This window comes from Arthrobacter sp. UYEF3, from assembly GCF_040546245.1.
Taxonomy (GTDB): Bacteria; Actinomycetota; Actinomycetes; order Actinomycetales; family Micrococcaceae; genus Arthrobacter.
In genome coordinates this window covers 79,190-105,128 of sequence record NZ_JBEPNK010000005.1, presented here as the reverse complement: position 1 = coordinate 105,128, position 25,939 = coordinate 79,190, and the positions used below count along the sequence as shown (strand labels likewise).

The following is a 25,939-nucleotide window of genomic DNA, read 5'->3' as shown; positions in this document are numbered from 1 at the left end:
GGCTCTGGTGTTCACTTGAGCCATGAGAGCCATCTGGAAAGGCGCGATAGCGTTTGGGCTGGTCAACGTGCCGGTCAAGGTCTACAGCGCGACCGAGGACCACGACATCAGCCTGCATCAGGTCCATAACGCCGACGGCGGTCGGATCCGCTACCAGCGCCGGTGCGAGGTATGCAGCAAGATCGTCGACTATGAAGACATCGACAAGGCCTATGAGGACGACGGCACCACGGTGATCCTCAGCCGGGAGGAACTCAAGTCGATCCCGGCGGAGAACAGCCACGAGATCGAGGTGGTGCAGTTCGTCCCCGCCGAGCAGCTCGACCCGATGATGTTTGAGAAGAGCTACTACCTCGAACCGGACGCGAAGTCGCCCAAGGCCTACGTCCTGCTGCGCCGGGCCCTGGAAGACACCGACCGGGTGGCAGTTGTGCAGTTCGCGTTGCGGGAAAAGACCCGGCTTGGCGCGTTGCGGATCCGGGGCGACGTGTTGGTGCTGCAGGGGCTGTTGTGGGCCGATGAGGTGCGCGAGGCGAGCTTCCCCGCGCTCGACACCAGCGTGCGGATCTCGGCGCAGGAGCGGGAGATGTCTGCAGCCCTGGTGGACTCGATGGCAGCCGACTTCGAGCCGGCGCAGTTCACCGACGACTACCAGTTGCAGCTGCGGCAACTGATCGACGCCAAGATCGAGCAGGGCGAGTCGCTGGACACGGAGGAGACCTTCGGCACCCCGGCGGCGGAGGCAGGAACCGGTGAGGTGATCGACCTGATGGACGCGCTGAAGCGCAGCATCGAGCGCAAGCGCGTAGCCGCGGCCGGTGGCGAGGCCGCCAGCGGGGAGACCGGCAGCAAGACGAAAACTGCCGCTGCGAAGGCGCCCCGAGCTAAGGCCGCTCCGAAAACCGCAGCCAAGTCCGCCGCGAAGACCACTGCGGCGAAGAGTACGGCGGCGAAGACCACCGCCGCGAAGACTCGCGCGTCCAAGACGGATGCCCCGAAGGAGGCGCGCAAGGGCGCCTGACCCCGTGCCCGCATTCCACGCCGGCGGCCCCGCCGTCATCGGTCAGAAATTCCGCAGAGCGGAGAGCAGTTCGCTCTTTTTCTTGCCCGAAGAGCCCCTGAGGCCGATCTCCCGTGCCTTTTCCCTCAACTCCGGGACGGTCCAGTCCGCATAGTCCCCGGAAGTGCCGCCCTTCCGGCCCACGGAAGAGTGGCCAAGCTTGGCTGTGGCATTCGAAATGCGTGCTGCTTTCTGCTTCGAGGCGCCGTCCTCCAACAGCGCCTCGTAGAGTTCCGGGCCCTTGATGCTGGGGCGTTGGGAACCTTGCGGCGCCCCCTTCTTAGTGGGCATGGCTAGCGCGGTCCCTCGGCAGCGGGATCGGACGGGTCGTCGTTCGCGGCGGCGCCGTCGACCTCGCCGCGGTCAACAGCGGAACGCCACTCGCCGGATTCGATGCTCGCCTGCACGCTTGCCACGGGGTGATCTCCTTCGGGGCGGGACACGGTTCCTTGCGGATCCATGGCGGCGCCGCGGTTCAAAACTATCGGTGCCGGCCGGTCGTGACAAGCATTCACGTCTCGCACCTAGTGGCTGATGGCCCCAGGGGCGGGCCGGTCGTGTCCGCGGAGGCCCTGGCTCGGTGCAACCACGGGACATGTCCTCCGGGACGGCCCGCCACTGGGCACAGTGCCTATATGTCCACCCGCCGCGGCCAGGGCTGGGCATCTCCTGCGGGGTCGGCCAGGGTCGGCCAGGAAGCTCGGGCATGCGTCCCCCGCGGAGGCCCTGGCTCGGTGCAACCACGGGACATGTCCTCCGGGTCGGCCCGCCACTGGGCACAGTGCCTATATGTCCACCCGCCGCGGCCAGGGCTGGACATGTCCAACTGGGGCGGCAACGAAGACTGGGCATCAAACCACAGAAGGCCGCCGGCCCGCGCCCCGACAGGGCAACGGGCCGGCGGCCATCCGGTGGAACTATTCGGCGTCGTGGTCCGTCTCGAGGATCTGGACGAGGCGGTCCAGGGCGGCGTCGGCGCCCTCGCCCTGGGCACGCAACACCACAACCTCACCGTGAGAAGCGCCCAGACTCATCAGCGACAGGATGCTCGCGGCGGCCATGGCCTCGTCCTCCGGTTCACCGAGACGGGCAATGGTGATGTCGAGGTTGTCGAACTCGCCCGCGGCCTCGGCGAAGATGGCGGCCGGGCGGGCGTGCAGCCCAACTCGGCTGGCGATGGTGGCGTTTCGTTCGGTCATTTCTGCTCCTTGAATTCGGCTTAGGCAGCCAGCTCGGGAAAGTCTGTCGCGGACCAGCTCAAACGGTTACGGGAACCGGTTCCACCGTACCAACGGTCCTCTTGACTGCCCAGCGCTTGAGCGCGATTACGGACAGGGCCGCGACCACCGTGCCCGCCGCGATCGAGACGACGAACATCAAGAAGTTGTCGATGGCGAAGAAAACGAAGATCCCGCCGTGCGGGGCCTTGGACCCGACCCCGGCCGCCATCGAAATTGCGCCGGTCACCGCACCGCCCAGCATGCTGGCGGGGATGACGCGCAGCGGGTCAGCGGCGGCGAACGGGATGGCTCCTTCGGAGATGAAGGAGGCGCCCAGCAGCCACGCCGCCTTGCCGTTTTCCTGCTCGGCCAGGCTGAAGAGCTTCTTGTTCAGCACGGTGGATGCGAGGGCCATGGCCAGCGGGGGCACCATGCCGGTCGCCATCACGGCCGCCATGATCTGCCAGGGCGCCTGGTTGGTAATGGTTGCGGCTCCCAGGCCGGCGACGGCGAACGAATAGGCGACCTTGTTGACGGGTCCGCCGAGGTCGAAGCACATCATGAGGCCCAGGATCACGCCGAGGGCGATGGCACTGGCGCCGGTGAGGCCGGACAACCAGCTGCTGAGGCCCGAGCTGATGGCGGCGATCGGTCCACCCAGGATCAGGAACATCAGGCCGGACGCGACGAGCGAAGCCAGGAGCGGGATGATGACCACCGGCATCAGGCCGCGCAGCCAGCGGGCCACATTGAGCCGTCCGATTACGAGGGCAATGTAGCCGGCGAGCAGGCCGCCGACGATGCCGCCGAGGAAGCCGGCGCCCATGAATCCGGCGACGGCGCCGGCCACGAAGCCTGGCGCGATGCCCGGCCTGTCGGCGATACCGTAGGCGATGTAGCCGGCGAGGGCCGGTACCAGGAAGCCCAGTGATAGAGCACCGATCTTGAACAACACGGCGCCGAGGTAGGCGCCGAGCGGGCCCCAGGCGTTGTCCGGGTACTGGGTCGGCAAATTGAAGAGGCTGTTGTCCACGACGATCGCGTCGGCGTACTTCGTGATCAGGTAGCCGCCCATAAGGAAGCCCAAGGCGATCAGCAGGCCGCCGCCGGCCACGAACGGGATCATGTAGCTGACCCCGGTGAGCAGGGCCTTCTTGAGCTTCTGACCGATGTGCTCGCCCTTTTCCTCGGCCTCATGCTCGGCCTGTTCCTCGGCACCGAAGTGGGGCACGCGTCGGGCATGGGGGTTGTCGGCCGCGGCAAGGGCTTCCTGCACCATCTTGCCCGGCTCGTCGATGCCGCGCTTGACCGGGGCGTTGATGACGGGCTTGCCGGCGAACCGCTCCTTGCCGCGGACGTCGACGTCGACGGCGAAGATGACGGCGTCGGCAGCGGCGATCACGGCCGGGTCCAAGGCCCTGGCACCCGAGGAGCCCTGGGTTTCCACCTGCAGGTCGACGCCCATTTCCTTGGCGGCGGCAACGAGGGAGTCGGCCGCCATGTAGGTGTGGGCGATGCCGGTCGGGCAGGCGGTGACGGCGACGAGCCGCTTGATGCGCTGAGCGCCGGCTCCCGCGGGAGCGGTCGAACCGCTTGCGCCGGCGATCACCGGCGCGGCCGGCGCACCTGCTTCGGCCGGGGCAGCGGCGGGTTTGTCCGCCAGGGCGCCTTCGACCAGTTCCACGACCTCTGCCTGCGTCGCCGCGGCCCGCAAGGCGCCGGTGAAGTCCTTTTTGATCAGGGACCGGGCCAGCCTGGACAGCAGCTTAAGGTGCTCCTGGTCCGCACCCTCCGGGGCGGCGATGAAGAAGACCAGGTCTGCCGGGCCGTCCTTGGCACCGAAATCGACCGGCTGTGACAGCCGTGCCATGGCGAGGGTCGGCTCCAGGACCGCCGTCGAGCGGCAGTGCGGGATCGCGATGCCGCCGGGCACGCCGGTGGCGGTCTTAGACTCCCGGGCGAAGGCGTCGGCGAAAAGCCCCTCGACTTCGGAAGCGCGTCCGTTGGCCGCAACTCTGCCTGCCAGGTGCCGGATCACGTCTTCGGGCGAATTGCCCAGATTCTGGTCGAGTTCGACCAGTTCGGTAGTAATGAGCTGAGTCACTGTCAATCCTTCTTCAGGGTCGTGATGGTTACGGCATCGGGGCTGGTTTGGCGGACTGCCGGGACAGTGGAGCCAGGCAGGGAGGCGGCGGCGGCTCCATGGGCCACCGCCTGACGCAGACAATCGACCGGGGCGGCGCCCTGGCTGGAGGCGAGCAGGTAGCCGGCCAGCGAGGAGTCGCCGGCGCCGACCGTGCTGACCGCATTGACCGGCGGGTGCGTGGCCAGCCACGCGCCGTCGGCCGTCACAAGCACCGCACCCCTGGAACCGAGGGTGGCGAGTACAGCACCCACTCCGGAGCGGACGACGACGGCGGCGGCTGCCGCGGCAGCTTCCGGGTCGGCTTCGAGTTCCTCAGCGGACTTATCCGTGGCGAATCCCGCCGCGGCAGCCAGTTCCCCCAGTTCCTCGGCATTGGGTTTGAGTAGATCCGGTTTCCCCAGAGCGTCTCCGGAGATCGCGGCAGCTAGCGGTGCGCCGGAGGAGTCAACGGCGATGAGGGGTGCCTCGGTGCCGTCCTCGTGCCGGGAGCGTAGCCGCCGGGTGACGGTGGCGTAGAAGTCGGCCGGTACGCCGGGCGGCAGGGACCCGGCGAGGACCACCCAACTGGCGCCACGGGCGGAATCCAGCAGCAACTCGATCAGAGCCTCCTGCTGCTCCGTGCTCAGGACCGGGCCGGGCTCGTTGATCTTGGTGGTGACGCCGCCGGGCTCCGTGAACGCCATGTTGCTGCGCAGCGCCTCGCCGATGGGCAGGGCGGCGAACGGCACGTCAGTGTCCCGCAGCCCCGCCAGGACGGGATCGGCTTCGCCGCCTGGCAGGACCGCCAGGGTCTTCATCCCGGAAGCCACCAGGGCGCGGGAGACATTCACGCCCTTGCCGCCGGACTCCTGCCGGACGGAGACGGCGCGCTGGACCTCCCCCCGGAGCAGCGGGCCGGGCAGTGCCACGGTACGGTCCAGGCTGGGGTTGGCGGTGAGGGTGACGATCATACGACCACCACCTCCACGCCAGCGTCCGCGAGGGCCGCGGCGAGGGCAGGGCTGGGATTCGTGTCTGTGATCAAGGTGTCCAGATCTTTCAGGGAGGCGAACTGGACCAGCGTCTCCGCGTCCAGCTTGGAGGAGTCAGCCAGCACCACAATGCGGCGCGCTGATTGGACGAAGGCTGCCTTGACGGCTGCTTCTTCAGGATCGGGAGTGCTCAGCCCGAAGGACGCGGAAATGCCGTTGGTCCCGATGAACGCGATATCTGGCCGGATCCGCCGGGCGGCTTCCACGGTGGACTGCCCGACGGCGGCCTGGGTCAGGCCGCGGACCTTGCCGCCGAGCAGGTGCAAGGAGATGCCAGGCTCGCCGGACAGCCTCGCCGCGATGGGCAGCGCGTGGGTGATGACGACGAATTCGACGTCGCCCGTGGCCCCGGCACCTGCGCCTGCTGATCCGGCGCCCTTCGCCGTGCGGGCGGCGAGCAGTGCCGCAAGGACCTCGGTGGTGGAGCCGGCGTCGATCAGGACGCTTCCGGCGCGGCCCTGTGGGATGAGCGCGAGGGCCGCCTCGGCGATCCTGGTCTTTTCGGACGGCCGCTGTACCGTGCGCTCAAGGATGCTTTCTTCAGTGGTGCTGAACCGTTCCGGTGATACTGCGCCCCCATGGACCCGGCGGACAGTGCCGGCGGTCTCGAGGGCGGCCAGGTCGCGGCGGACGGTTTCGGTGGTGATGCTGAAGCGGTCGGCGAGGTCGGTGACGCTGGCCCGGCCGCTGGCGGCGACGAGTTCCATGATCAGTTGCTGGCGTTCCTCGGCGAACACGTGGCCTCCATTGCGACGGGTGATTCGGTGCTGCTGTTGCGGGTGGTGCAGGGCTGGTTCCGGGGATGCTGATCCCGGCCTCGGTGACATCCATCACACCAAAGTGGAATTGATTGACTTTATCTTTGCTCTGTTGGTTTTGTCAATGAAAAACAACAAGAACACAGAAGTGGGTTACGACTAGCGCGGGACGTGCCAAGTAGTTATGACGGGCGGGAGACATGTCCGGTCTTGTAGCCCTGCGGCGGGGGGACATGCCCATTCCTCGGGCCAGGGGTTGGGCATTTCGGGTCTATGTCCATTCCCGAGGTCCCGGGCCGGGCATGTCCACGGGCGCGCCGCGCCGGGGGAGCGTCGGTGAAATGCCGAGGGAACGGCTAGTTAAACGGCGGACGCCGGGCCCGACCGTCACGGTCAGGCCCGGCGTCCGGGTCGGTTGAATGGGGCGGTGCTGCGCCTCTGGATCAGATCCCGGCGTCGCGGCTTTCATTGCGGGTGATGGTCTCGCCGGTGTTGGGGTCGACGACGGAGCGGGTTTCGCTGACGCGGCGGGTCCGGCTGCGACCGGGGGAGGCGAGAATCAGGGACGCGACCAGGCCGATCACGCCGACCGCCATGAGGATGTAGCCGATCATGGTCTGGTCGACGTTCGGGATCAGGCCGGGAGTGATGGCCCAGGCCAGGATGGCGCCGAGGGCGATGAGGAAAATTGAGGAACCGATTCTCATGACTTGCTCCTTGTTGTCCGGAGGGACCGATAGGCATTACTAAGCATGCTGTCCAGCGTCACGCTACAGCCCGGTACATGTCGTTTCAACGATTTTGGCCCGTGCGGCCGCAAATTCGACCCGTAGTCGGCCTGATCGAGCCGACCCTGGTGACTTTTCCGCCACGTTCTCGGGCAATCGCGCCTGTTCCGGACGAGCAACGTGCCGATCCCGGAAGGGCGCGGCTGTAAGCGCCGAAAGAACCGGCCGGCTGAAAGACCGGCCCGCGCGGATGGACCGGGCGGCGGAAGACCACCGCACGGTGGCTAGGCTGGCTACATGGAGACGGTCGCCTGGTCAAAGCCGGAGCCCGAGCGCGCCGGCACGCCGCTGCTGGTGATGCTGCACGGCTACGGCACGGATGAGACCCGCATGGCGGAACTGTTTGGCAGCCTGCCGTCCGAGTTCAGCTGCGCCGCCCTGCGAGGACCGAAGGTGATCGGCGACGACTACGGCTGGTTTCTGCTGGACTACTTCCTCACCCACGACTTCGCGGATGTCGTCTCTGCCACCAATTCGGTTTTCGCCTGGATCGAGGCGGTCAAGGCACGGCATAGCAGTGTCAGCCTTTTGGGCTACTCCCAGGGCATGGCGATGGCGAGCACGCTGCTGCGGCTGCGGCCGGAGGCGTTCCGCGCGGTTGTCGGGCTGTCTGGCTTCGTGCTGGACAACGAGCTGCTGGCCATGAGCGAGTCCTTCGACACGCAGCCCCCGTTCTTCTGGGGGCGGGACAAGCAGGACTCCGTGATCAACGACGCCGCTACGGCGCATACCGAGGAGTGGCTGCACCAGAACACACAGCTCACGGCACGAAGCTATCCCGGCATGGGACACTCGATCGCCCCGGCCGAACTCGTGGATGTGTGCGCCTTTTTACGCCACTACGTGCTGCGCTAAACGACGTCGGCCGTGCCCGCCGCCGCGACCCGTGCCCCGAGCCGCGGCCGCCTCTTGCGCACCGAATTTGTAAGCGCTTACACTTTATTTTGGCCATTTTGATCGGCCCGCTACCGCAGGGGGAAGAAAGGTCCAGGCCCGTGTCGCATGGCTAAGGCTCCACGCGTGTCCATCCCGAACGTCCCCGCCATTGCCGCGGGAAGCCGTCGCCTAGGACTGACCCCGATTGCCCGCCGGGCCGCGGCTCAGAGCCGGCCCGCGGCCGACCTGCCGGTCGAAAGACGCCACCATCCGGAGGTTCCGCCTCTCCCCGCCCACCAGATGCGGAGAAACAGGCGGTCAAAGCCCGGGACCGCCCGCCGCCGACACGGATGCCGGCCAACGCCCCGATCAGCGCCCGTCGTCCCGATGCTGTCCGGCTGCGCCGGTGACCGCCCAGCACTTTCAACGCCACCGTCTGAGAGGACATCCGATCCATGACTGCAATTTCCAACGGCGCCCCCGGCGCAAGCGGCGTGCTCTCCGGCGCGTCCGCCATCCTGTTCGACCTCGACGGCGTCCTGACCCCCACCGCTGTGGTGCACGAGCGCGCCTGGCAGGAACTCTTCGACGGCTTCCTCAAAGGCGTGCCCGAGGCAGCGCATTACCGCGGGAGCGACTACTTCGACCACATCGACGGCAAGCCCCGCTTCGACGGCGTCCGCGACTTCCTGGCCTCACGGAACATCGTGCTGCCCGAGGGCCCGGCCGACGATGATCCGGCCCACAACACCGTCCACGGCCTCGGCAACCGCAAAAACAAGGTCTTCAACGACATTGTCGCCTCCGGCGGCGTGAAACCGTATGAAGGTTCCGTCCGTCTTATTGAGGCCGCGCTCAAGCGCGGACTCAAGCTCGCCGTCGTCTCCTCCTCCCGAAACGCCGTCCCGGTGCTCAAGGCCGCCGGTCTCTCGGACCATTTTCCGGTGGTGGTCGACGGCGTCGTCGCGGTCTCCGAAGGCCTGCCCGGCAAACCCAGCCCGGCCACGTACCAATATGCCGCCCGCCTGCTGGGCCTGCCCAGTGAAGAATGCGTCGTCGTCGAAGACGCCGTCTCCGGTGTCCAGGCTGGAAGCGCGGGGAGCTTCCACTCGGTCATCGGCGTGGACCGAGGAGCGGGCCGGGCGGCCCTGCTCGACGCCGGCGCCACGATTGTGGTCAACGACCTGGCCGAACTGCTCTAGCCGGCGGGCCACCGCAGCACCGAACCCGCAGCACCGAACCCGCAGCACCGAACCCGCAGCACCGAACCCGCACCAACCGGCCCGCGGCACCCACCCGCACAACCCCGCACTGCCAAAGGACCCCACCATGGCTCTCATCACTTCGGACCGCGCCAGGTTCCCCAACGATCCCTGGCAGCTCGTGGAAACCGTCCACCTGCCGGGCAACGCCGGAGCCCTGGAGACCCTCTTCAGTCTCGGCAATGGCCACCTTGGCATCCGGGGCGCGCATTGGGCCGCCGCGGATGCCGACCTTCCGGGCAGCTTCATCAACGGCTTCCACGAGATCTGGGATATCAAGCACGCCGAAAACGCCTACGGCTTCGCCCGCACGGGCCAGCGCATCCTCTACATCCCGGACGCCAACAACTTCGTCGTGGTGATTGACGGCGAGCTGCTCAGCCTGGCGGAGTCCACGGTCCTGGACTACCGGCGGAGCGTGGACTTCGCGACCGGCGTATACGAATGCCGGATCGTCTGGCAGTGCCGCTCCGGCGCCACCGTGACCACCACTGAACGCCGCGCGGTTGGGTACGGGGCCCGCGGGGCCCTCGGCATCTCGCTGGAAGTCGCGGCCGACTGTGAGATCTCCGCCGACGTGACCTCGGCCGTGGTGAACCGGCAGGACCGGCCGGCGGCGGAGCACTCGGGCCATGACCCGCGGCGCGCCGGCCGGCACGCCGGCCGCGTGCTGCTCCCGGTGCGGCTCGACGGCGGCGACGGCTCACTCCGGCTGTCGTGGGAAGCGGTCGAGTCCAAGCAGCGGCTCGGCATGGCCGTTGACCACTGGACCTCCGCCGGCATCCAGCCGTTCGACACCCTGATCGACCAGGACGAGAGCAGCGTCCGCTATGTCCTCGCCGTCAGCGCGGACGCTCCGTTCGTACTGGAAAAAAGCGTCAGCTATGCGGTGGGCGGGGCCCCGGACGAGGACCTTGCCGACAGCGCCGAAGCCGCCCTGCTGCCGGTGGCGGCAATTTTCGCCCAGAGCCAGGCCCACTACCGCGACTACTGGACCACCAGCGACATCGTAGTGGGCGGCCAGCCCGAACTGCAGCAGGCCGTCCGCTGGAACCTCTTCCAACTGGCCCAGGCCACTGCCTGCGCGGACGTCGCCGGCATCCCGGCCAAGGGCGTGTCAGGTTCCGGTTACGACGGACACTACTTCTGGGACCAAGAGGTGTACCTGCTGCCATATCTGACCTACACCAGCCCCGGCAACGCCCGCCAGGTCCTAGAATTCCGCCATCAAATGCTCCCCGAAGCCAGGGTCCGCGCCAGGGAGCTCAGCGTGGAGGGCGCCCTGTTCCCCTGGCGCACCATCAACGGACTGGAGGCCAGCGCCTACTACGCCGCCGGCACCGCGCAGTTCCACATCGCCGCCGCTGTCGCGTTCGCCACGAACCGCTACAACTGGGCCGCCGGGGATGCGGAGTTCAAGGCCACCCTTGGCGCCGAGCTGCTGATCGAGACGGCGCGGATGTGGGCATCGCTGGGCTTCTTCGGCCAGGACGGTCTGTTCCACATCCACGGGGTTACGGGCCCGGACGAGTACACCGCCGTCGTCAATGACAACCTGTACACCAACGTCATGGCCCGCTTCAATCTGCGGGCCGCCGCCGCGCTGGACCACCCGGCGATCGGCGACACCGAGCGGGAGCTCTGGGGGCAGTCCGCAAACCGGATGCAGCTGCCCTACGACGAGGATCTCCAGGTCTACTCGCAGGACAACGACTTCATGACCCTCGAGCCGTGGGACTGGGACACGCCGCGATCCAAGTACCCGCTGCTGCTGCACTTCCACCCGCTGGTGATCTACCGGCACCAGGTCCTCAAACAGGCTGACACGGTACTGGCGATGTTCCTGCAGTGGCAGGACTTCAGCGCCGAGGAGAAACGACGCGCCTTCGACTTCTACGACCCGATCACCACCGGGGATTCCACCCTGTCCGCGTGCGTGCAGGGCATCATGGCCGCGGAGGTAGGCCACGGTGACGCCGCACTGGGACACTTCATCCACGCCCTGTACATCGACCTTGACGATAGCCACGGCAACTCGATCGACGGCGTGCACATCGCCTCCGCCGGCGGGGTCTGGAGCGCGCTGGTCAGCGGATTCGCGGGGCTCCGGGACCAGGGCGAAGTTCCGTACTTCGATCCGCGGTTGCCTGCCGAATGGGATTCCCTGGACTTTCACCTGTTGCTGCGGGGCGGCCTGCTGCACGTCGAACTGGACCATGCGGCGCTCACCCTGACCCTCCGCGGTGCTGCGCCGATGGAGGTCGATGTGCGGGGCGAACGCCTCATGGTTGGCAGCGAGCCGGTGCACGTGCGCCTGCATGCCGTGGTGGGCCCACCGCCCACGGTGTTCCCCAGCGGCCCGCCGACGTCGTCCATCCCGGCGGTGCGCGCCGTTAACTAGCCGGGAGGCATACTGTGAAGATGAAATTCACCACGACGATCCAGGGCAGCGGCACGAAAGCCGGTATCGAGGTCCCCGAGGACCTTGTCAACGCGCTCGGCGCCGGCAGGCGGCCGCCCGTGGTCGTGACAATCAACGGCCAGAGCTACCGCAGCAGCATTGCGGTGATGGGCGGCCGGAACATGGTGGGAGTCAGCGCTGCCAACCGTGAACTGACCGGCGCCGCAGCGGGGGACACCGTGGAGGTGGACATCGCACTGGACACCCAGCCGCGGACCATCGACGTTCCCGAAGACCTCGCCGCTGCCCTGGATGCGGAACCCCTGGCGAAGGCGTTCTACGCGACGCTGAACTACAGCAGCCAGCGACGTTACGTCGAGCCGATCGCGGATGCCAAAACGGCGGAAACCCGCTCCCGCCGGATCGCCAAGATCGTTACCGATCTCAACGCAGGCAAGAAATAGCTCGGCCGGAGGCGTTTGCCGGCGGCTGAGGAACTACCCCGAAGAGGACGGCGGCCCGTGGCCTAGTGTTAGCGGTGGGGCGAAGTTCAGCACCCTTACGATTTACGGAGAGGCGATGATGGCCAAGCGCAGCAACCCGGCAATGAAAATTGCCCAGAAGACCGCCCACAGCGCAATGTTCGACGCCGACGGCAAGCCCAAGCCGGGCGTTCACAACGTGCTCCTGCGCGCGGTGGAAATCCAGCGGCCGCTGGTTCTGGCTAACCTGCGCCGGCTGCAGCGGAAGCACCCGAGCGCCACCGCGGCGCAGCTCGCGGCCAGGCTGGAACGCAACTACCTGGCGGCGGTCACCGGGGGCGGGGCGCTCGTCGGCGGCTCCGCCGTTATCCCCGGTGTCGGCACTGTGGCCGCCCTGGGGCTTTCAGCCGTGGCGACGGTCGGATTCCTGGAGGCCACCGCACTGTACGCCACGTCGCTGGCGGAACTCCATGGCGTGCGGATGGTGGATCCGGAGAAAGCCAGCACCCTGGTTATGGCCATCATGCTCGGCGAGGAAGGCACGGCGTTGCTGAGTTCGTTGAGCGGCCAGGCTGCCGGCCAGGGCGCCGGACCCACGCAGGCCTGGGGCTCGCTGTTCGCCCGCCGGGGGCCGTTGATCGGATTCGGCTCGGTGCGGCAGCGGATCCAGCAGGCCTTCCTGCGGAACCTGCTCAAGCGCCAGGGCACCGCCTTGCTGGGTCGGGCGCTGCCGTTCGGCGTGGGCGCCGTGGTCGGCGGAGTCGGCAACCGGATGATGGGACGCGCCGTCATCGAAAACGCCAAGGAGGCCTTTGGTGCCATGCCGGAGACCATCCCAGGGGAGCTGTTGTCCGGCACGGCCCGCACAGCCGGCGAAATCAACCCGAAGGACCTTGCCCAGCCACCGCCCGCTCCGGACCGTGAAATGAAAGGCGGCAGCGGTGGACCTGAACGCTGACCTGGGGGAGTCCTTCGGCTCCTGGACCATGGGTAATGACGCCGCGATGTTCCCGCTCGTCACCAGCGCCAGCGTGGCCTGCGGCATGCACGCCGGGGACCCCGTCACCATGCTCGACACCTGTCGCGCGGCGTACGAGCTCAACGTCAAGGTCGGCGCGCACCTGGGCTATCCTGACCTCGCCGGCTTCGGCCTTCGCGCCATGGACATGACTTTCGACGACCTCTTCGGGGCCGTCCTCTACCAGCTCGGGGCGCTCGACGGCGTAGCGCACGCGGTGGGCGCCTCGGTGGACTACGTTAAGGTGCATGGCGGCCTCTACGACCGCACGTTGCACGACGCCGAACAGGCCTCCGCCGTCGTCGCCGCCGTCCAGGCCTACGACCCGGGATTGCCGTTCCTTGGCCTGGAGGGCTCGACCCTGCTCGTTGCCGCCCGCGAGGCCGGCCATCCCGTCTTCCATGAGGCCTTCGCCGACCGCGCCTACCTTCCGGATGGGACTCTGGTGCCCCGGCTGGAGGAGGAATCGATGATCGTGGCCGTGGACGAGATCGTTGAGCGGGCGCTCCGCCTTGCCCTCAAGGGCGAAGTCCTGGCCATCGACGGGACCGTCGTCACGCTCACACCCCATTCCCTGCGCCTGCACGCCGACACCCCCGGTGGTGTGGCCGCGGCCGCCGCCGTCCGCGCCGCCCTGGAACAGGGAGGCGTGGAGCTGGAGTCCTTCGCCTAGCGGAATAATTCCTTTGCGCTTCCGACTTCAGAATTAGGAGAATCAGCAACTTGCGGCGGATTTTGCCCGGGGACGCTGGCCTCAGACGTTCATCCAGCCGAAGGAGAGCGACATGGCCAAGTTCCTGTTCGGAGCGGTTCCCTTTTTTATTGCCCTCGCGGTTGTATCCGCCTTGTTTGGGATCACCCGATCGAGGAACAGGGTGCGAGCCTTCAAGGTGGCTGCCATGTCCCTGGCTGCAGCCGGCGTCGCCTTTGTTCTGTCCGTGATCGTCGGGTCCGCGGGCGCGATACCGGTCTAGCCGAAGACCAAGTGCGCCGCGGTGAAGATGGCGATCCCTGCCAGGGCCCCCACCACGGTGCCGTTGATCCGGATGAACTGCAGGTCCCTGCCCACTTGGAGCTCGATTTTCTGCGAGGTCTCCTCGGCGTCCCAGCGGGCCACGGTTTCGGTGATCACGCCGGCAATGTCCGAGCGGTAGTTGTTCACGAGGTAGCCCGCGGCGTCGCCGATCCAGGTGTTCACCTTGCCGGCCAGCTCGGGGTCGACCACCAGGCGGGTGCCGAAGTCGTGCACGGCGGCCTTAAAACGCACCGTCAGCTCGCTGTGCGGATCGTCGACGGCGGTGAGCAGCGCGGCCTTGATCGTCCCCCAGGTGCGGGAGGCGAGTTCGCGGACCTCCGGGTCGCCGAGCACCTGGGCCTTTACGCCTTCGGCGCGTGCGATCATGACCGGATCGTGCTGCAGGTCGAACGCCAGTTCCTTGAGGTACTTGTCGATTGACAGCCGGACCTGATGCTGCGGATCCGACTGCACGGCCCGGGTGAACTTCAGGATCTCCACGTAGACCTTGTCCCCCACCAGCCCGTCCACGAAGCTGGGCACCCAGGTGGGGGAGCGGTCCGTGACCAGCCGGTTCACCGTCTCCTGGTTGTCCCGTACCCAGTCCACGGCCCGGTCCATGAGGAGGTCCACGAGCGCGTGGTGGTGGCCGTCCTCGAACACGCGCTGGGCGAGCCGGCCCACCGGGGGTCCCCACGGGGGAGTCAGCAGGTGCCGGCGGACCATGCCTTCGATGACCGCCTGGACGTCGTCGTCGTTCAGTACCGTGAACGCGCCGCGGATCACCGCAGCGCCTTCCTTGGCCACCCGCTCGGCGCCGCCAGGCCCGGACAGCCAGCCGCCGACCTTCCGGGCGATGTCCACGCTGGCCAGCTTCTCCTTCACCACCTGCTCGGAGAGGAAGTTGGTCTCGACGAATTCGCCCAGCGACGCCCCGATCTGGTCCTTCCGGCGCGGAATGATCGCGGTATGCGGAATCTTCAGGCCCATCGGGTACTTGAACAGCGCGGTCACGGCGAACCAGTCCGCGAGGGCGCCCACCATGCCGCCCTCCGCTGCGGCCCGCACGTACTCGAGCCACGGGTACTGCTTCTGCAAGGCGAAGGCAACGACGAAAATGACAGCCATGCCAATCAGCAGCGACACCGCCAGCAGCTTCATTTTCCGCAGCGCCGCGGCCTTGCCGGCATCCGCGGCGGAAAGCCGGTGTTCGGCAACGGGCGCACGGGTGGCCGGACGGACGGGTTGCTCAGTGTTCACCTGCATGTCCCCAGCCTAGCCCGGCATCTGCATCGGACGTCCGCTAACGTGTCAGCATGACCACCGAGGAGTCCGCCGCCGCCCGCCCGCTCGTCTACGCCCACCGGGGGTCCAGCGGAGCCTTCGCTGAGCACACCCGTGCCGCCTATCTCCAGGCGATCGCCGACGGCGCCGACGGCGTCGAGTGCGACGTTCACCTGACCCGCGACCAGCACGCGGTTCTGCTCCACGACGCCAATCTCGACCGCACCTCGGACGGGACCGGCCCGGTTGCGGACCGCACCCTGGAGGAACTGCGGCTGCTGGACTTCTGCTCCTGGAAGGGCGCCAGGATACCCGAAGAATACGGAGCCCGGTCCGAACAGTTCCTGACGCTCCCGGAGCTGCTGGACCTCCTCCGCCAGGCCGGCCGCGAGATCGGGCTGGCGATTGAACTCAAGCATCCGAGCCCCTACCAGCTCAAGCTCGAGGACCGGGTCCTGGCGGTCCTCGAGGCCGAAGGCTGGGACCGTGCCACGTCGATGCTGGACAACATCCGGGTCTCCTTCATGAGCTTCAGCCCCGACTCCGTGAAGCACCTGCTCCAGTCGGTGCCGGCCGCAGCCATCTGCCAGCTGGTGGACGACGTGAACGTGGCGGAAATCCGGGAGGAAATGGGGCTTGGACCGCTTACCGGCGGTGCCCTGGCAAACGTCCTGAAAGCGGCGCAGACCGAGGGGGAACGGATCCTGGACGACTGCGAAGTGGGCCTGGCCGGGCCCGGGATTGGCTACGTCCGCGGACACGCCCGCACTGTCCGTCGTTGGCTTGACTCGGGCCGCCGCTTCCGCGTCTGGACCGTCGATTCGGCGGCGGACGTTGCCCTCTGCCGGGAACTGGGAATCCAGGAGATCACCACCAACCGGCCCGCCGAAGTGCTCTCCCAGATGCTGGCCTCACTGTAAGGTCGCCGCTGCGCTGCGCCGGCAACTAACAAGCACTGGGCTCAGCCTCTCGGCCGGAAATCTACAGGCTAAGCCGCCAGGTCCCGCCGCCGCCAGCCGAGGTAGCCCAGCGCCGCCAGGGCGGCGGCGACGGCGATCAAGGCCAGCAGCGCGGGCACCGCGTCCAAACTCACCGGCAGCAGCGGCGAATGCCGGAACGGTGAGAGCTCCATCAACCATCCGGGGGCATTCCACAGCACGCCGAACTCACCCAACGCCACGAAGGCAAGGAGCACGCCCCAGACCGACCCGGCCAGCCGCGGCACCCAGCCGAACACCGCCAGGGCCACGCTGGTCAGCACCCACGCGGCGGGAATCTGGGCGAGCGAGGCCAAGGCCGCTCGGCCGATCAGACCGGTGTCCTGGACTGCGAGGGCGGCCCCGACGCCGATCGACACACCGGTCAGCGCCATCAGCGCGGCGACGCCGGCCAGCGCGAAAGCGTAATGGCTGCTCGCCCAGCGGCTGCGTGTGGTGGCAGTCCCCAGCAGGGCCTCGGTGTGGCCCGCAGCTTCCTCGCCGCGCAGGTGGTTCGCCGCAGCCACGCCGTAGGCCGCGGCCAGCAGGCCCATAATGCTGATTTCCGCGGCCAGGAAGGCATCCCGCAGTGCTGACGCCCCGCCCAATAGTTTGATCAGGTCCTGGGCGTTCGGGGAGCTCAGCATCTCCGCCACGTTGGCGACCAAGGACCCGACCACGACGCCGAAGACGACGAACGACACGGCCCACGCCAGCCACACCCGAAACTGCAGCCGCACGGCCAAGGCCCAGACGCCGGTGAGCGAGCCCACCGCAGGGCCGGGCCGCTCGTCGCGCAGCCCGGCGCCAAGATCCCGGCGGGCCCGGAGGGTAAAAGCAGTTGGGATGAGGAGGATGCAGAGCGCAACCGGTAGCGCCAGCACCCACCAGTGGTCCCCGGCGAATGCCCTGATTTGTTGGTTCCAGCCGATCGGGGAAAGCCAGGAGAGCAGCGAGGGACCCGGTTCGGAGAGGTCGCCGACCGCGCGCAGGCCGTAGGTAACCGCGACGATTCCAACACCGAGACCGGTGGCGGCCCGGGCGCTCGCGGTCAGTTGCGCCGCCACACCCCCGACGGCGCAGAAAGCCATCCCGGTGGCGGTCCAGCCGAGGCCGAAGGCCAGCGAACCGGCGCCCGCAAGACCGCCGGCGGCCAGGCCGGCGCCGGACAGCAGCCCCACGCCCAGGCTGGTGGCCAAACCGATACTGAGGGCGGCAGCCAGCGGAGCGTCGCGTCCCAGCCGGCCGCCACTGAGCAACTCGAGCCGGCCGCTCTCCTCGTCGGCCCGGGTATGCCGGATGATGAGGACGACCATGAGGACCGCGAGGATGGCGGTCATGAACGCTGTGTACTTGATCAGCGACAGGGCCCCGAGCGAGGCCGGATCGTAGATGCGTCCGAACATCGCCACGATCGAGGCGGTAGCATTCAGGGCGTTGGCGGCTGCGACACGGCTGCGCTGATCCGGGTAGAGCTCGGCGCCGGCCGCCGCCGTCGAATACGTAACGACGGCGAAACCGAGTACCCACACCGGCAGCAGCCAGCGGTCCCGGCGCAACCCCAACCTGATCAGCATCCCGGTGCCGGCCAGCGTCTCACGCATTGTCCGGCCCGCCCGGAACGGCAGCTGAACCGCCGCCCCGGCCCGCAGCAGCGGCGCCCAAGGCCCCCGAACCGGCGTCGCGGGAACCGGCGTCGCGGGAACCGGCGTCGCGGGAGCCCGCGTCGCCCTCCCGGCGGCGGCCCGCACCGCCGCCGGAGCCATAGTGCCGCAGGAAGAGGTCCTCGAGCGTGGGCGGGGTGCTGGTGAGCGCCCGCAATCCGGCGCCCGTCAGGGCCTGCAGGAGCGGACCCAGCCCGGCGGGATCCACCTGGGCGCTGATCCGGTGATTGGCCACCACCACATCGTGCACGCCGGGCAGGCGTTCCAGCCCCGGCGGTACAGCGTCGACGTCGGCCGTGACCGACGCGCGCGTCAGGTGCCGCAACTGGTCCAGCGGGCCGGTCTCCACCACCTGGCCGGCCCTGATAATGCTGACCCGGTCGGAGAGCGCCTCGGCTTCGCTGAGGATGTGGCTGCTCAGCAACACGGTGCGCCCCTGCGCCCGGAGTTCGCGCACGCAGCCGCGGAAGGCGTCCTCCATCAGCGGGTCCAACCCGCTGGTGGGTTCGTCCAGCAGGAACAATTCGGCATCGGTGGCCAGCGCTGCGACGAGTGCCACCTTTTGCCGGTTGCCCTTGGAATAGGTGCGGGCCTTCTTGGTGGGATCCAGCTCGAAGAGCTCCAGCAGCCGGTCCCGCCGGTCCCGATCCTGGCCGCCTTGCAGCTTGCCAAGCAACTCGATCACCTCTCCGCCGGTCAGGTTGGGCCACAGGGACACATCCCCCGGAACGTAGGCCAGCCGGCGGTGCAGTGTCGCAACGTCGCGCCAGGGATCCAGCCCGAGTACCCGGACAGAACCCGCATTGGACCGCAGCATGCCCAGCAGCAGCCGCAGCGTGGTCGATTTGCCGGCCCCGTTAGGTCCCAGGAAGCCGTGCACTTCGCCGGCGGCCACCTCGAAGTCCAGGCCATTGAGGGCAGTAACGGCCCCAAAGCGTTTCACGACCCCGGTCATCTCCACGACACTGCTCATAGTCAAAAAGGTACGCCTGGTTGCTCCGCGGGGACCCTGCGGAAGGTCCCCGTTTTCGCAGCCCCTGGGTGCAGGGCGCGGATTAGGTTACGGAGCGGTGAGCTGCCCGGTTAGCAGGCCCCCCGCTGCTGTGGTTGCATGGTTCCATGTCTTTCCGCTGGTCACCCCGGGCAACCGAGACTCTTTTTCCATGGCGGCCCTGAGCGGGCTGCCGGTGAACCGGTGAAGCTCACGCAGTCCCCGGCCGCCCGCGTCGGGCTCTCCATCAGCATCGCCACCGGGCTTTACGGGGTGTCCTTCGGGGCCCTGTCCGTGACCTCCGGGCTCGATTTTTGGCAGACCATGGCGCTGAGCCTGCTGCTCTTCAGCGGCGGCTCGCAGTTCGCCTTCATCGGCGTCGTGGCCGGGGGCGGTTCCGGCGTCGCGGCCATGAGCGCGGCCACCCTGCTGGGCATGCGCAACGGCATTTACGGCATGCAGCTCAACGCGCTGCTGCAGCCCCGGGGCTGGCGCCGGTTCGCCGCGGCCCACGTTACGATCGACGAATCGACCGCCACGAGCACCGGCCAGACGGATCCGGCGGAGCAGCGCCGCGGCTTCTGGACCGCCGGCATCGGCATCTTCGTGCTCTGGAATCTCTTCACCGCCGTCGGGGCGCTGGCCGGCGCTGCGCTCGGCGACCCGAAGCAGTGGGGGCTCGACGGCGCCGCCGTGGCGGCGTTTCTGGGCCTGCTGTGGCCGCGGCTCAAGGGCCGCGAACCCGTCGCGATCGCCGTCGTCTGCGCGCTGGCCACCGTCCTTGCCGTACCGTTTGTGCCTGCGGGGGTACCGATCCTGGTCGCCGCCCTGGTCGCCGCGGTGGTCGGCTGGTTCAGCCATGGTCGCAGCGACGAGGGACTGGAGCCCGACGTAGATCCATACGCCGAGCAGCACCAGGGAGCCCCGCGCGCTGACCGCGGCGCGGGGGAGGACTCATGACGCTCTGGGGCTGGCTCCTGCTGTCCTGCGTGCTGGCCTACGCCTGGAAACTGGTGGGGTACCTCGTGCCAGCCAGCCTGCTGCGCGATCCCCGGATGTCCCGGATCGCCGGCACCATGACGATCGGCCTGTTGGCCTCCCTGACGGTGGTGAACACCGTGGCGGCCGGGCAGTCCCTGGCGCTGGACGCCAGGCTCGGCGCTCTCGCTGCGGCTGCCGTTGCCTTGTGGTTCCGGGCGCCGTTCCTGGTGGTGGTCCTGGCCGGTGCCGGAGCAGCCGCCGGGCTGCGGCTGCTCGGCTGGAACTGAGGCGCAGCCGGTGCTCAACGGCCTTTCGCCCCTTGTTGGGCCGTCCGGCCGGTGGGAACATTTGATGATGACCGAAAAAGACGAGCCGATTGCCGCTGCCTCCGGCCCGGGGGATCCGGAGAAAGCGACCCCTGACGCGGTAAAACCGAACCCGGCGGCGCCCGCTCCGCAGGCTGCCGGCAAGGCTCATCCTCCCAAGGCGCACGAACACTTCGTTTCCCCCGGCGCCGAATCGACCCGGGAACTGCGCGACATGGCACGCCGCCGGCGGGAGGCCGAAGAGAAGCTGCAGCAGCACCTGCAGGAGGCCAAGGAAAAGCCTGCTGATGGTTAGGGTAGGAACGAACGGCCGGGCCGGGCCGTCGACTGCTGACCACGGTCATCTCTGACCGGTCCCCTCCCCGCGCTAGCCCGGGCTCACACCAACGGCGCACTGAAACTTGTCCAACGCATCGACCACCTGCTTCAGATGCCGCGTTCCACGATCTACGGCCACCTCAACAAATCCAGCAGCGCGGGATGAAGCGATGCGGTCCAGGACGTTGTTGCCGCGGCCACCCTTCTCGGTCCATCGGCTCAGGGTGCCCTAGGATTCGTTAGCGCCCCAGGCCACAGTGGCGGCACCGCTGTAGCGGGCCAGGACCGCGGAGAGCGTGACGACAGTGGGTGTCTTGTTGGCGCAGCCCCTCGCGGTTGACGACGTCCACGGTGGGGTGCCGGCCCAGTGCTCGCTTACGGTCCGGAAGTCATCGCGCTCGGCGAGTTCTTCGGCGGGAGGGTCCGGACGCAGGCCGAGCCTGGCCATGGCCGTCGCTTCCTACTTATGAACCCTGCCTGACGGGCTTTCGGACCTGCCACGCGCTGGGTGCTGAAGCGCTCCTGCAGTCGGCTGGCCCCGTTCCTCGACGGCCGCGATTCTGCGCCGCCTGGACGTTTCTCGTGGCCTGGTTTAACAGTCCGTCCGGGCCGAGCGTTCGATTCCCTGCTCGAGTGCCTGGGTCAGGGTCCGTTGCGTCGCGTCTTGCTGAACCGATTCAGTGGCCATGGGCTCCTGGTTCCGGTGAAAGTCAGTTCTTTGTTCAGGAGTCGCCCGGGGAGTCAGGCCAAACCCGGATCCATCCTTATTCCAACATTCCCTTTGATCCGGGGGCACCGGCCCGGGCGGGGGCAGTAGTTCGTCGCCGCTCAGGTCTGCGGCCACCGAGGGCGAAGGATTATCGTGACGTAACCGCTGCAGGCGGATCAGGGCTGTGGCTGCTATGGCGAACCAGGCGATGTTGGCGGCCACCGACGGCCAGGCGTTATGGTAGGCGCCGTTGACGAGCAACGCCATGGCCCCGACCAGGTTAGCGCTTTGGAAGGTCCTGCCGTTCGGGATCCGGCCGAGGGAAAAGAGCGTGTACCCGGCCAGCACGGCCAGCGCACCGAACCAGCCGGAGCATTCAGCCAGCAAACTCATGGCGGTGCGAGTCCTTTCAAAATCGGGGATGGCGGGGGTGCCGGCAGCCGGAAGCCCGGGCCGCCGCAACAACCGACTCAGGCGACTTCGGGTGCTTTAGCGGGCGGTGAAGGCCGGCTCGGCAACCTCCGCGACATGTAGCTCGTTTCCCCTCAGCACCACCTCGGCGAACTGCCATAAGATGGCGCCCGTTGGTGCGTGGATAACCATGTCACGACGCAGCGGCATCTGGAGGATCGAACCACCGTCTGGCTGTGGTTGCCATCGCGGGACTCCGGGGGCAGTCAGAGCCTTGAGTGCCAGCGGGTGCAGCGAGGCCACTTCGGCCGGATGACGGCGGGGCCGGGGAGGCTCACCCAGCAGGACGACTACGGGTGTGATCACGATGCCGCGGCTGGCCGGGAAATCGTCCAGTAGGCCAACGACGTCGTCGCGCAATGCCAGGATCCCGGTTTCCTCATGCAACTCGCGCAGCGCGGTGTCCACGAGGTCTTCGCCCGGATCCATGCGTCCGCCCGGAAGCGCCCATTGTCCGGCGTTGGAGCCCCTGGCCGCACGCTTGATGATCAGGAAGTGAAGGGAGCCGGACCACGGATAGACGGTGATGGCGACTGCGGCCCGGCGCACTCCGGGGTCTTCCCGACCAGCAGTGTGGCGGGTTCGGTGCTCCATGCGGGAACGCCAGAGCGAACGAACTTCACTATGCGGCCCGGCCATCTGCGCCACCGTCAAACCACGCTGTCGGACAGGGTGAGTTCCTTGTCAACAATGGACACCAGCATGGTCCGCATGACATCAACGGTCATGTCAGGGGCGCCGGTGAGGATCTTGATCGCCGCGCCGTCAGTGGCCGAGGTCAGCAGACGTGCGAACCCTATGGGATCAAGATCACGGAAAATTCCCTGCCGCTGGCCGCGCCGGACGATGCTGACGACCGCATCCATCCAACGCGCGTAGAAGTCATTGTGGATTGGCCGCAGCGAAGGGTTAAGGCAGGTTTCAGACCAGAACTGGAGCCAGATGGACCACTCGTTCCGTACCTGGATGCCAACCGGCAGCTGAAGTTCGATCAGGGCCAGCAGGCGCTTGTGCGCGTTGTTTACCTGGCTCAGCACGGCACCTTGGCGATCGAACGCCTGGTCCACGCAGTAGCGCAGTGCTTCGCGAAGGACATCGTCCTTGCCGGGAAAGTAGTAGTGGATGGTACCGGTACTGGTGCCGCAGATCCTGGCGATGTCCTGTACCCGGACATGGTGATATCCGCGCTCGGCTATCAGCTGCCACGCGGCTTCAAGAATGGCGTTCCTGCGTTCCTGGGATCCCCTGGCATCCGCCGTATCGCTCATTGCAGTTCCTTCCAGATACTGGAACATCACTTGTATCGACGACTATAGCTTAGGCCAAAAACTGACGCTACAGTCAAAGATTGGGGCAGCGATTTCAGGTTAGAAACTCGGTACTCACCCAGATTGGGCGTTTATGACTAGCCGTTTCTTGCCTACATGTAGGCATTTTATGACTTAAACCAGATTGCAGTCTTGACAGTTGTGACCGGAGACACAAAGCTAGGCAAATGACCGACGCGTCAGTCAGCTTGTCGGTATCCATCAAGATCTTCCTTCATCGCCGCAGGAGGCACCGTCCATGACCGTCCACCGACGCCATAAATGTTTTCACCTCATCACCGCTCTGGCCATGGGCGCTTCGCTCCTGGCGTTGTCCGCATGTTCTTCGGGTGCGGCAGCGGACCCGGCCGGGTCAGCCGCCGGTGCCACACCCAAACCGGGGGGCAATTTGCGCGTTGGCATTGTGGGGGGATCGGCCAAGGACACTCTGGATGCCCACGCACCGGTGACGCATCCGGATGAAGCCCGTGCGATACAGCTTTACGACACGCTGGCCAGTTACGACAACGACCATAAGATCCAAATGGCGTTGGCCGATACGGTTTCGCCGTCGGCGGATGGGGCATCGTGGACCGTGCATCTGCGGGACGGTCTGAAGTTCAGTGACGGGACACCCATCACCGCCGACGACGTCGTCTTCACGTTCAAGCGGATCACCGATCCGAAAGCGCCGATGGCCGGTGCAGCGGCCCTGAGTACGCTGAAACGGGACGCCCTCACGGCCACCGATGCCCGGACCGTCCTCTTCCCCTTCAGTGCCCCCTACGCCACGTTCCCTGACACTGTCGCCCAATACACCTCCGGTATTGTCCCGGCCAGCTATGATCCAAAAAAGCCTGTGAGCTCCGGTCCTTTTGTGCTGGACAGTTTCACGCCCGGCCAGCAGAGCGTGTTTGTGAAGAATCCTCATTACTGGCGTGCCGGCCAGCCGTATCTGGATAAGGTCACCATCGTAGACTTCCCGGATGACACCGCCCGGGTGAACGCGCTTCTGGGTGGCCAGGTGGACGCCATCGACCAGCTGCCGCTGGGACAGGTCAACGTGGTCAAGGCCAACCCGGCGATGAAGGTACTCGAATCTTCCACGGGCTCTTGGCTGCCGTTCACCATGCGGGTTGATCAGGCACCCTTCAACGATCCCAAGGTGCGTGAGGCCTTCCGGCTTATTGTTGACCGCAAGCAGATGGTCGATCAGGTGTTGGGCGGTCACGGAAGCGTCGGCAATGACATGTATTCGCCCCTTGATGCCTGCTTCCCCTCAGATGTTGCACAACGCAGCCAGGACATCGACAAGGCCAAGTCGCTGTTGGCCGAGGCCGGCAAGAGTAATCTCAGCGTCGAACTGGTGACCTCGCCGGCGGCGGCCGGACTGGTTGAGGCAGCGCAGGTTTTCGCTCAGCAGGCCAAGGCAGCCGGTGTGACCGTCAACGTCAAAAAGGTGGATCCGGGCGAGTTCTACGGGGACCAGTACCTGAAATGGAACTTCTCCCAGGATTTCTGGTTTACCCGCGACTACCTGCCTCAGACAGCGGCGTCCGGACTTAGCGGAGCACCTTACAACGAAACTCATTGGGATGACCAGGAGTGGTTGGCGCTCGTCACCCGCGCCCAGGCCACCACCGATGAGGCCGCCCGGTGCGGGCTCATCAAACAGGCACAGAAGATCGAGTTCGACCGCGGCGGCTACATCATCTGGGGCTTCCCCAACAGTGTCGATGCCCACAGTTCCGCGGTCATCGGGCTGGTGCCGGATAAGAGCGGGATCCCGCTGACTTCGTTCGGCTTCCGAAACGTCTGGCTGAACAAATAGTGGAAATGTCGGCCGTGAAGGAACAAATAGTGAACACCCGGACCCCGAAGCCACCACGCGGTGGCATCCAGAGATTATTGGTCCGCCGTTCGATGTTTGGGCTGTTTACCCTCTGGGTTGTTTCGCTGATCGTATTCCTGGCGACCCAGGCGTTGCCCGGTGACGCGGCGCAGGCGATCCTGGGCCGCGAAGCCACCCCTGAGCGCCTCGCGGCATTGCGTGAACAGCTCCATCTTGGCGGGTCGCTTCCGGAACAGTACTTTAGCTGGCTGGGACAGCTGCTGACATTCAACCTTGGCACCTCGCTGGCGGGCGGCGCACCCGTCATCGACTCCATCGCTCCCATGCTGCAGAACTCTTCCGTCCTGATGGCGTGTGCAGCCATTATCGCCGTCCCCCTTTCGATCGGAATCGGAACCTGGAGTGCGCTGAAGAAGGACACCGCTGTCGACCATGTGACGGGAATCGTCACCCTGGTCCTGGCCTCGCTCCCTGAATTCGTGGTGGGTGTACTGCTGGTCCTTTTCCTGGCAACCGGGCTTTTCCACCTGTTTCCGGCCGTGTTCGTCCTCACCCCGGGTGAACAGGTCTGGAGCAACCCGGCACAGCTGGTGCTTCCGGTCCTGACACTGGTGCTGGCTGTCTCGCCGTATATCGTCCGCATCATGAGGGCCACGATGCTCGAAGTCCTGGACAGTCAGTACGTTCAGCAGGCGAGGCTCAAGGGGCTTCCGGAGCGCGTGGTGATCCTGCGTCATGCCTTGCCGAACGCCATCGGCCCGGTAGCCCAGGTGATTGCATTGCAGCTCGCCTGGCTGATCGGCGGGGTGGTGATCGTTGAGTTCCTATTCCGCTTCCCGGGCGTCGGATTCCAGCTGATCGATGCTGTCACCAACCGGGACCTGCCCGTGGTGCAGGCACTGGTGATGGTCATAGCTCTGTTCTATGTGCTGGTGAATCTGCTTGCCGATGTTGTCACCCTTGCCGCCAACCCGAAAGTGAGGACGGCACCATGAGTCCCAG

General features: G+C 66.9%; 28 protein-coding genes. 14 read left to right on the top strand and 14 right to left on the bottom strand.

All coding sequences use genetic code 11. The features are described 5' to 3' along the window. Positions 1 to 22 precede the first annotated feature (22 nt). Positions 23 to 1,021: a non-homologous end joining protein Ku gene (gene ku / locus ABIB14_RS05285; RefSeq protein WP_354234606.1), complete on the top strand. Its 999-nt coding sequence runs from the start codon at positions 23 to 25 to the stop codon at positions 1,019 to 1,021. 42 nt (positions 1,022 to 1,063) lie between these two features. On the opposite strand, the gene ABIB14_RS05280 is transcribed toward ku, so the two are convergent. The 7 genes from ABIB14_RS05280 to ABIB14_RS05250 all read right to left on the bottom strand — a co-directional run bounded on the left by ABIB14_RS05280 (position 1,064) and on the right by ABIB14_RS05250 (position 6,922). Continuing rightward, positions 1,064 to 1,351 (bottom strand): DUF7218 family protein, encoded by a 288-nt coding sequence (locus ABIB14_RS05280; RefSeq protein WP_354234605.1) that lies wholly within the window; start codon positions 1,349 to 1,351, stop codon positions 1,064 to 1,066. Between the two features lie 2 nt (positions 1,352 to 1,353). After that, on the bottom strand, positions 1,354 to 1,476 hold the full coding sequence (locus ABIB14_RS05275) for a hypothetical protein (protein WP_354234603.1): 123 nt from the start codon (positions 1,474 to 1,476) through the stop codon (positions 1,354 to 1,356). Positions 1,477 to 1,977: 501 nt separating this feature from the next. Beyond that, positions 1,978 to 2,259, bottom strand: a complete 282-nt coding sequence (locus tag ABIB14_RS05270) for an HPr family phosphocarrier protein (RefSeq protein WP_354234601.1) — start codon at positions 2,257 to 2,259, stop codon at positions 1,978 to 1,980. 58 nt (positions 2,260 to 2,317) lie between these two features. After that, the gene (locus tag ABIB14_RS05265; RefSeq protein ID WP_354234599.1) at positions 2,318 to 4,384 is read right to left on the bottom strand and encodes a PTS fructose transporter subunit IIABC; all 2,067 of its coding nucleotides are present in this window, start codon (positions 4,382 to 4,384) and stop codon (positions 2,318 to 2,320) included. A gap of 2 nt (positions 4,385 to 4,386) precedes the next feature. Then, on the bottom strand, positions 4,387 to 5,376 hold the full coding sequence (locus ABIB14_RS05260) for a 1-phosphofructokinase family hexose kinase (protein ID WP_354234597.1): 990 nt from the start codon (positions 5,374 to 5,376) through the stop codon (positions 4,387 to 4,389). After that, positions 5,373 to 6,194, bottom strand: a complete 822-nt coding sequence (locus ABIB14_RS05255; RefSeq protein WP_354234596.1) for a DeoR/GlpR family DNA-binding transcription regulator — start codon at positions 6,192 to 6,194, stop codon at positions 5,373 to 5,375. The genes ABIB14_RS05260 and ABIB14_RS05255 overlap by 4 nt, the downstream gene beginning before the upstream one ends. A 464-nt stretch (positions 6,195 to 6,658) precedes the next feature. Then, positions 6,659 to 6,922, bottom strand: coding sequence for a DUF6458 family protein (locus ABIB14_RS05250; RefSeq protein WP_326959654.1), 264 nt, complete (start codon positions 6,920 to 6,922; stop codon positions 6,659 to 6,661). Between the two features lie 318 nt (positions 6,923 to 7,240). Between ABIB14_RS05250 and ABIB14_RS05245 the strand changes: the two genes are divergently transcribed. From ABIB14_RS05245 to ABIB14_RS05215, 7 genes are all read left to right on the top strand, one after another. After that, a complete protein-coding gene (locus ABIB14_RS05245; RefSeq protein ID WP_354234595.1) occupies positions 7,241 to 7,858 on the top strand; it encodes an alpha/beta hydrolase in 618 nt (205 codons plus the stop codon). 476 nt (positions 7,859 to 8,334) lie between these two features. After that, on the top strand, positions 8,335 to 9,081 hold the full coding sequence (locus tag ABIB14_RS05240; RefSeq protein ID WP_354234593.1) for an HAD family hydrolase: 747 nt from the start codon (positions 8,335 to 8,337) through the stop codon (positions 9,079 to 9,081). 127 nt (positions 9,082 to 9,208) lie between these two features. Then, the gene (locus ABIB14_RS05235; protein ID WP_354234592.1) at positions 9,209 to 11,542 is read left to right on the top strand and encodes a glycoside hydrolase family 65 protein; all 2,334 of its coding nucleotides are present in this window, start codon (positions 9,209 to 9,211) and stop codon (positions 11,540 to 11,542) included. Between the two features lie 20 nt (positions 11,543 to 11,562). Beyond that, complete coding sequence (locus ABIB14_RS05230) at positions 11,563 to 12,006, top strand: YdeI/OmpD-associated family protein (RefSeq protein WP_354234590.1); 444 nt, start codon at positions 11,563 to 11,565, stop codon at positions 12,004 to 12,006. A gap of 118 nt (positions 12,007 to 12,124) precedes the next feature. Next, positions 12,125 to 12,982 carry a hypothetical protein gene (locus ABIB14_RS05225; protein ID WP_354234794.1) on the top strand — a complete coding sequence of 286 codons (858 nt, stop codon included), beginning with the start codon at positions 12,125 to 12,127 and terminating at the stop codon, positions 12,980 to 12,982. Further along, positions 12,966 to 13,715, top strand: a complete 750-nt coding sequence (locus ABIB14_RS05220; protein WP_354234589.1) for a LamB/YcsF family protein — start codon at positions 12,966 to 12,968, stop codon at positions 13,713 to 13,715. Before ABIB14_RS05225 ends, ABIB14_RS05220 begins: the two co-directional genes overlap by 17 nt. A gap of 112 nt (positions 13,716 to 13,827) precedes the next feature. Continuing rightward, positions 13,828 to 14,016, top strand: coding sequence for a hypothetical protein (locus tag ABIB14_RS05215; protein ID WP_354234588.1), 189 nt, complete (start codon positions 13,828 to 13,830; stop codon positions 14,014 to 14,016). Here ABIB14_RS05215 and ABIB14_RS05210 read toward each other — a convergent pair. Further along, entirely contained in the window at positions 14,013 to 15,323 is a 1,311-nt protein-coding gene (locus ABIB14_RS05210; RefSeq protein WP_354234587.1) for a DUF445 domain-containing protein, read from the bottom strand. The two genes, ABIB14_RS05215 and ABIB14_RS05210, sit on opposite strands and share 4 nt — an antisense overlap. A 50-nt stretch (positions 15,324 to 15,373) precedes the next feature. Here ABIB14_RS05210 and ABIB14_RS05205 point away from each other — a divergent pair, with 50 nt between their 5' ends. Continuing rightward, on the top strand, positions 15,374 to 16,261 hold the full coding sequence (locus tag ABIB14_RS05205; RefSeq protein WP_354234586.1) for a glycerophosphodiester phosphodiesterase: 888 nt from the start codon (positions 15,374 to 15,376) through the stop codon (positions 16,259 to 16,261). Positions 16,262 to 16,329: 68 nt separating this feature from the next. On the opposite strand, the gene ABIB14_RS05200 is transcribed toward ABIB14_RS05205, so the two are convergent. Together ABIB14_RS05200 and ABIB14_RS05195 are read right to left on the bottom strand one after the other, a co-directional pair. Beyond that, positions 16,330 to 17,922, bottom strand: a complete 1,593-nt coding sequence (locus ABIB14_RS05200; RefSeq protein ID WP_354234584.1) for an ABC transporter permease — start codon at positions 17,920 to 17,922, stop codon at positions 16,330 to 16,332. After that, the gene (locus ABIB14_RS05195; RefSeq protein WP_354234583.1) at positions 17,915 to 18,955 is read right to left on the bottom strand and encodes an ABC transporter ATP-binding protein; all 1,041 of its coding nucleotides are present in this window, start codon (positions 18,953 to 18,955) and stop codon (positions 17,915 to 17,917) included. Before ABIB14_RS05195 ends, ABIB14_RS05200 begins: the two co-directional genes overlap by 8 nt. A gap of 222 nt (positions 18,956 to 19,177) precedes the next feature. Between ABIB14_RS05195 and ABIB14_RS05190 the strand changes: the two genes are divergently transcribed. From ABIB14_RS05190 to ABIB14_RS05180, 3 genes are all read left to right on the top strand, one after another. Further along, positions 19,178 to 19,933 (top strand): AzlC family ABC transporter permease, encoded by a 756-nt coding sequence (locus ABIB14_RS05190; protein WP_354234582.1) that lies wholly within the window; start codon positions 19,178 to 19,180, stop codon positions 19,931 to 19,933. Further along, positions 19,930 to 20,241, top strand: coding sequence for an AzlD domain-containing protein (locus tag ABIB14_RS05185; RefSeq protein WP_354234581.1), 312 nt, complete (start codon positions 19,930 to 19,932; stop codon positions 20,239 to 20,241). Before ABIB14_RS05190 ends, ABIB14_RS05185 begins: the two co-directional genes overlap by 4 nt. A gap of 64 nt (positions 20,242 to 20,305) precedes the next feature. After that, positions 20,306 to 20,575 (top strand): hypothetical protein, encoded by a 270-nt coding sequence (locus ABIB14_RS05180; RefSeq protein WP_354234580.1) that lies wholly within the window; start codon positions 20,306 to 20,308, stop codon positions 20,573 to 20,575. 252 nt (positions 20,576 to 20,827) lie between these two features. On the opposite strand, the gene ABIB14_RS05175 is transcribed toward ABIB14_RS05180, so the two are convergent. From ABIB14_RS05175 to ABIB14_RS05160, 4 genes are all read right to left on the bottom strand, one after another. Beyond that, positions 20,828 to 21,046 (bottom strand): hypothetical protein, encoded by a 219-nt coding sequence (locus tag ABIB14_RS05175; protein WP_354234579.1) that lies wholly within the window; start codon positions 21,044 to 21,046, stop codon positions 20,828 to 20,830. Positions 21,047 to 21,190: 144 nt separating this feature from the next. Beyond that, positions 21,191 to 21,700, bottom strand: a complete 510-nt coding sequence (locus tag ABIB14_RS05170; protein WP_354234577.1) for a CBU_0592 family membrane protein — start codon at positions 21,698 to 21,700, stop codon at positions 21,191 to 21,193. Positions 21,701 to 21,796: 96 nt separating this feature from the next. Beyond that, complete coding sequence (locus tag ABIB14_RS05165) at positions 21,797 to 22,372, bottom strand: NUDIX hydrolase (protein WP_354234576.1); 576 nt, start codon at positions 22,370 to 22,372, stop codon at positions 21,797 to 21,799. 56 nt (positions 22,373 to 22,428) lie between these two features. Beyond that, complete coding sequence (locus ABIB14_RS05160) at positions 22,429 to 23,073, bottom strand: TetR/AcrR family transcriptional regulator (protein WP_354234574.1); 645 nt, start codon at positions 23,071 to 23,073, stop codon at positions 22,429 to 22,431. A gap of 271 nt (positions 23,074 to 23,344) precedes the next feature. Here ABIB14_RS05160 and ABIB14_RS05155 point away from each other — a divergent pair, with 271 nt between their 5' ends. After that, positions 23,345 to 24,916, top strand: a complete 1,572-nt coding sequence (locus tag ABIB14_RS05155) for an ABC transporter substrate-binding protein (protein ID WP_354234572.1) — start codon at positions 23,345 to 23,347, stop codon at positions 24,914 to 24,916. A gap of 29 nt (positions 24,917 to 24,945) precedes the next feature. Beyond that, the gene (locus ABIB14_RS05150) at positions 24,946 to 25,932 is read left to right on the top strand and encodes an ABC transporter permease (protein ID WP_354234570.1); all 987 of its coding nucleotides are present in this window, start codon (positions 24,946 to 24,948) and stop codon (positions 25,930 to 25,932) included. The last annotated feature ends 7 nt before the right edge of the window (positions 25,933 to 25,939 follow it).

Bases quoted from the DNA above. Each gene is read 5' to 3' on its own strand.
- ku (WP_354234606.1), top strand. From the start codon at position 23: ATGAGAGCCATCTGGAAAGGCGCGATAGCGTTTGGGCTGGTCAACGTG.
- ABIB14_RS05280 (WP_354234605.1), bottom strand. From the start codon at position 1,351: ATGCCCACTAAGAAGGGGGCGCCGCAAGGTTCCCAACGCCCCAGCATC.
- ABIB14_RS05270 (WP_354234601.1), bottom strand. From the start codon at position 2,259: ATGACCGAACGAAACGCCACCATCGCCAGCCGAGTTGGGCTGCACGCC.
- ABIB14_RS05260 (WP_354234597.1), bottom strand. From the start codon at position 5,376: ATGATCGTCACCCTCACCGCCAACCCCAGCCTGGACCGTACCGTGGCA.
- ABIB14_RS05250 (WP_326959654.1), bottom strand. From the start codon at position 6,922: ATGAGAATCGGTTCCTCAATTTTCCTCATCGCCCTCGGCGCCATCCTG.
- ABIB14_RS05245 (WP_354234595.1), top strand. From the start codon at position 7,241: ATGGAGACGGTCGCCTGGTCAAAGCCGGAGCCCGAGCGCGCCGGCACG.
- ABIB14_RS05240 (WP_354234593.1), top strand. From the start codon at position 8,335: ATGACTGCAATTTCCAACGGCGCCCCCGGCGCAAGCGGCGTGCTCTCC.
- ABIB14_RS05235 (WP_354234592.1), top strand. From the start codon at position 9,209: ATGGCTCTCATCACTTCGGACCGCGCCAGGTTCCCCAACGATCCCTGG.
- ABIB14_RS05230 (WP_354234590.1), top strand. From the start codon at position 11,563: ATGAAATTCACCACGACGATCCAGGGCAGCGGCACGAAAGCCGGTATC.
- ABIB14_RS05225 (WP_354234794.1), top strand. From the start codon at position 12,125: ATGGCCAAGCGCAGCAACCCGGCAATGAAAATTGCCCAGAAGACCGCC.
- ABIB14_RS05215 (WP_354234588.1), top strand. From the start codon at position 13,828: ATGGCCAAGTTCCTGTTCGGAGCGGTTCCCTTTTTTATTGCCCTCGCG.
- ABIB14_RS05210 (WP_354234587.1), bottom strand. From the start codon at position 15,323: ATGCAGGTGAACACTGAGCAACCCGTCCGTCCGGCCACCCGTGCGCCC.
- ABIB14_RS05205 (WP_354234586.1), top strand. From the start codon at position 15,374: ATGACCACCGAGGAGTCCGCCGCCGCCCGCCCGCTCGTCTACGCCCAC.
- ABIB14_RS05200 (WP_354234584.1), bottom strand. From the start codon at position 17,922: ATGCGTGAGACGCTGGCCGGCACCGGGATGCTGATCAGGTTGGGGTTG.
- ABIB14_RS05195 (WP_354234583.1), bottom strand. From the start codon at position 18,955: ATGAGCAGTGTCGTGGAGATGACCGGGGTCGTGAAACGCTTTGGGGCC.
- ABIB14_RS05185 (WP_354234581.1), top strand. From the start codon at position 19,930: ATGACGCTCTGGGGCTGGCTCCTGCTGTCCTGCGTGCTGGCCTACGCC.
- ABIB14_RS05180 (WP_354234580.1), top strand. From the start codon at position 20,306: ATGATGACCGAAAAAGACGAGCCGATTGCCGCTGCCTCCGGCCCGGGG.
- ABIB14_RS05175 (WP_354234579.1), bottom strand. From the start codon at position 21,046: ATGGCCAGGCTCGGCCTGCGTCCGGACCCTCCCGCCGAAGAACTCGCC.
- ABIB14_RS05170 (WP_354234577.1), bottom strand. From the start codon at position 21,700: ATGAGTTTGCTGGCTGAATGCTCCGGCTGGTTCGGTGCGCTGGCCGTG.
- ABIB14_RS05165 (WP_354234576.1), bottom strand. From the start codon at position 22,372: ATGGAGCACCGAACCCGCCACACTGCTGGTCGGGAAGACCCCGGAGTG.
- ABIB14_RS05160 (WP_354234574.1), bottom strand. From the start codon at position 23,073: ATGTTCCAGTATCTGGAAGGAACTGCAATGAGCGATACGGCGGATGCC.
- ABIB14_RS05155 (WP_354234572.1), top strand. From the start codon at position 23,345: ATGACCGTCCACCGACGCCATAAATGTTTTCACCTCATCACCGCTCTG.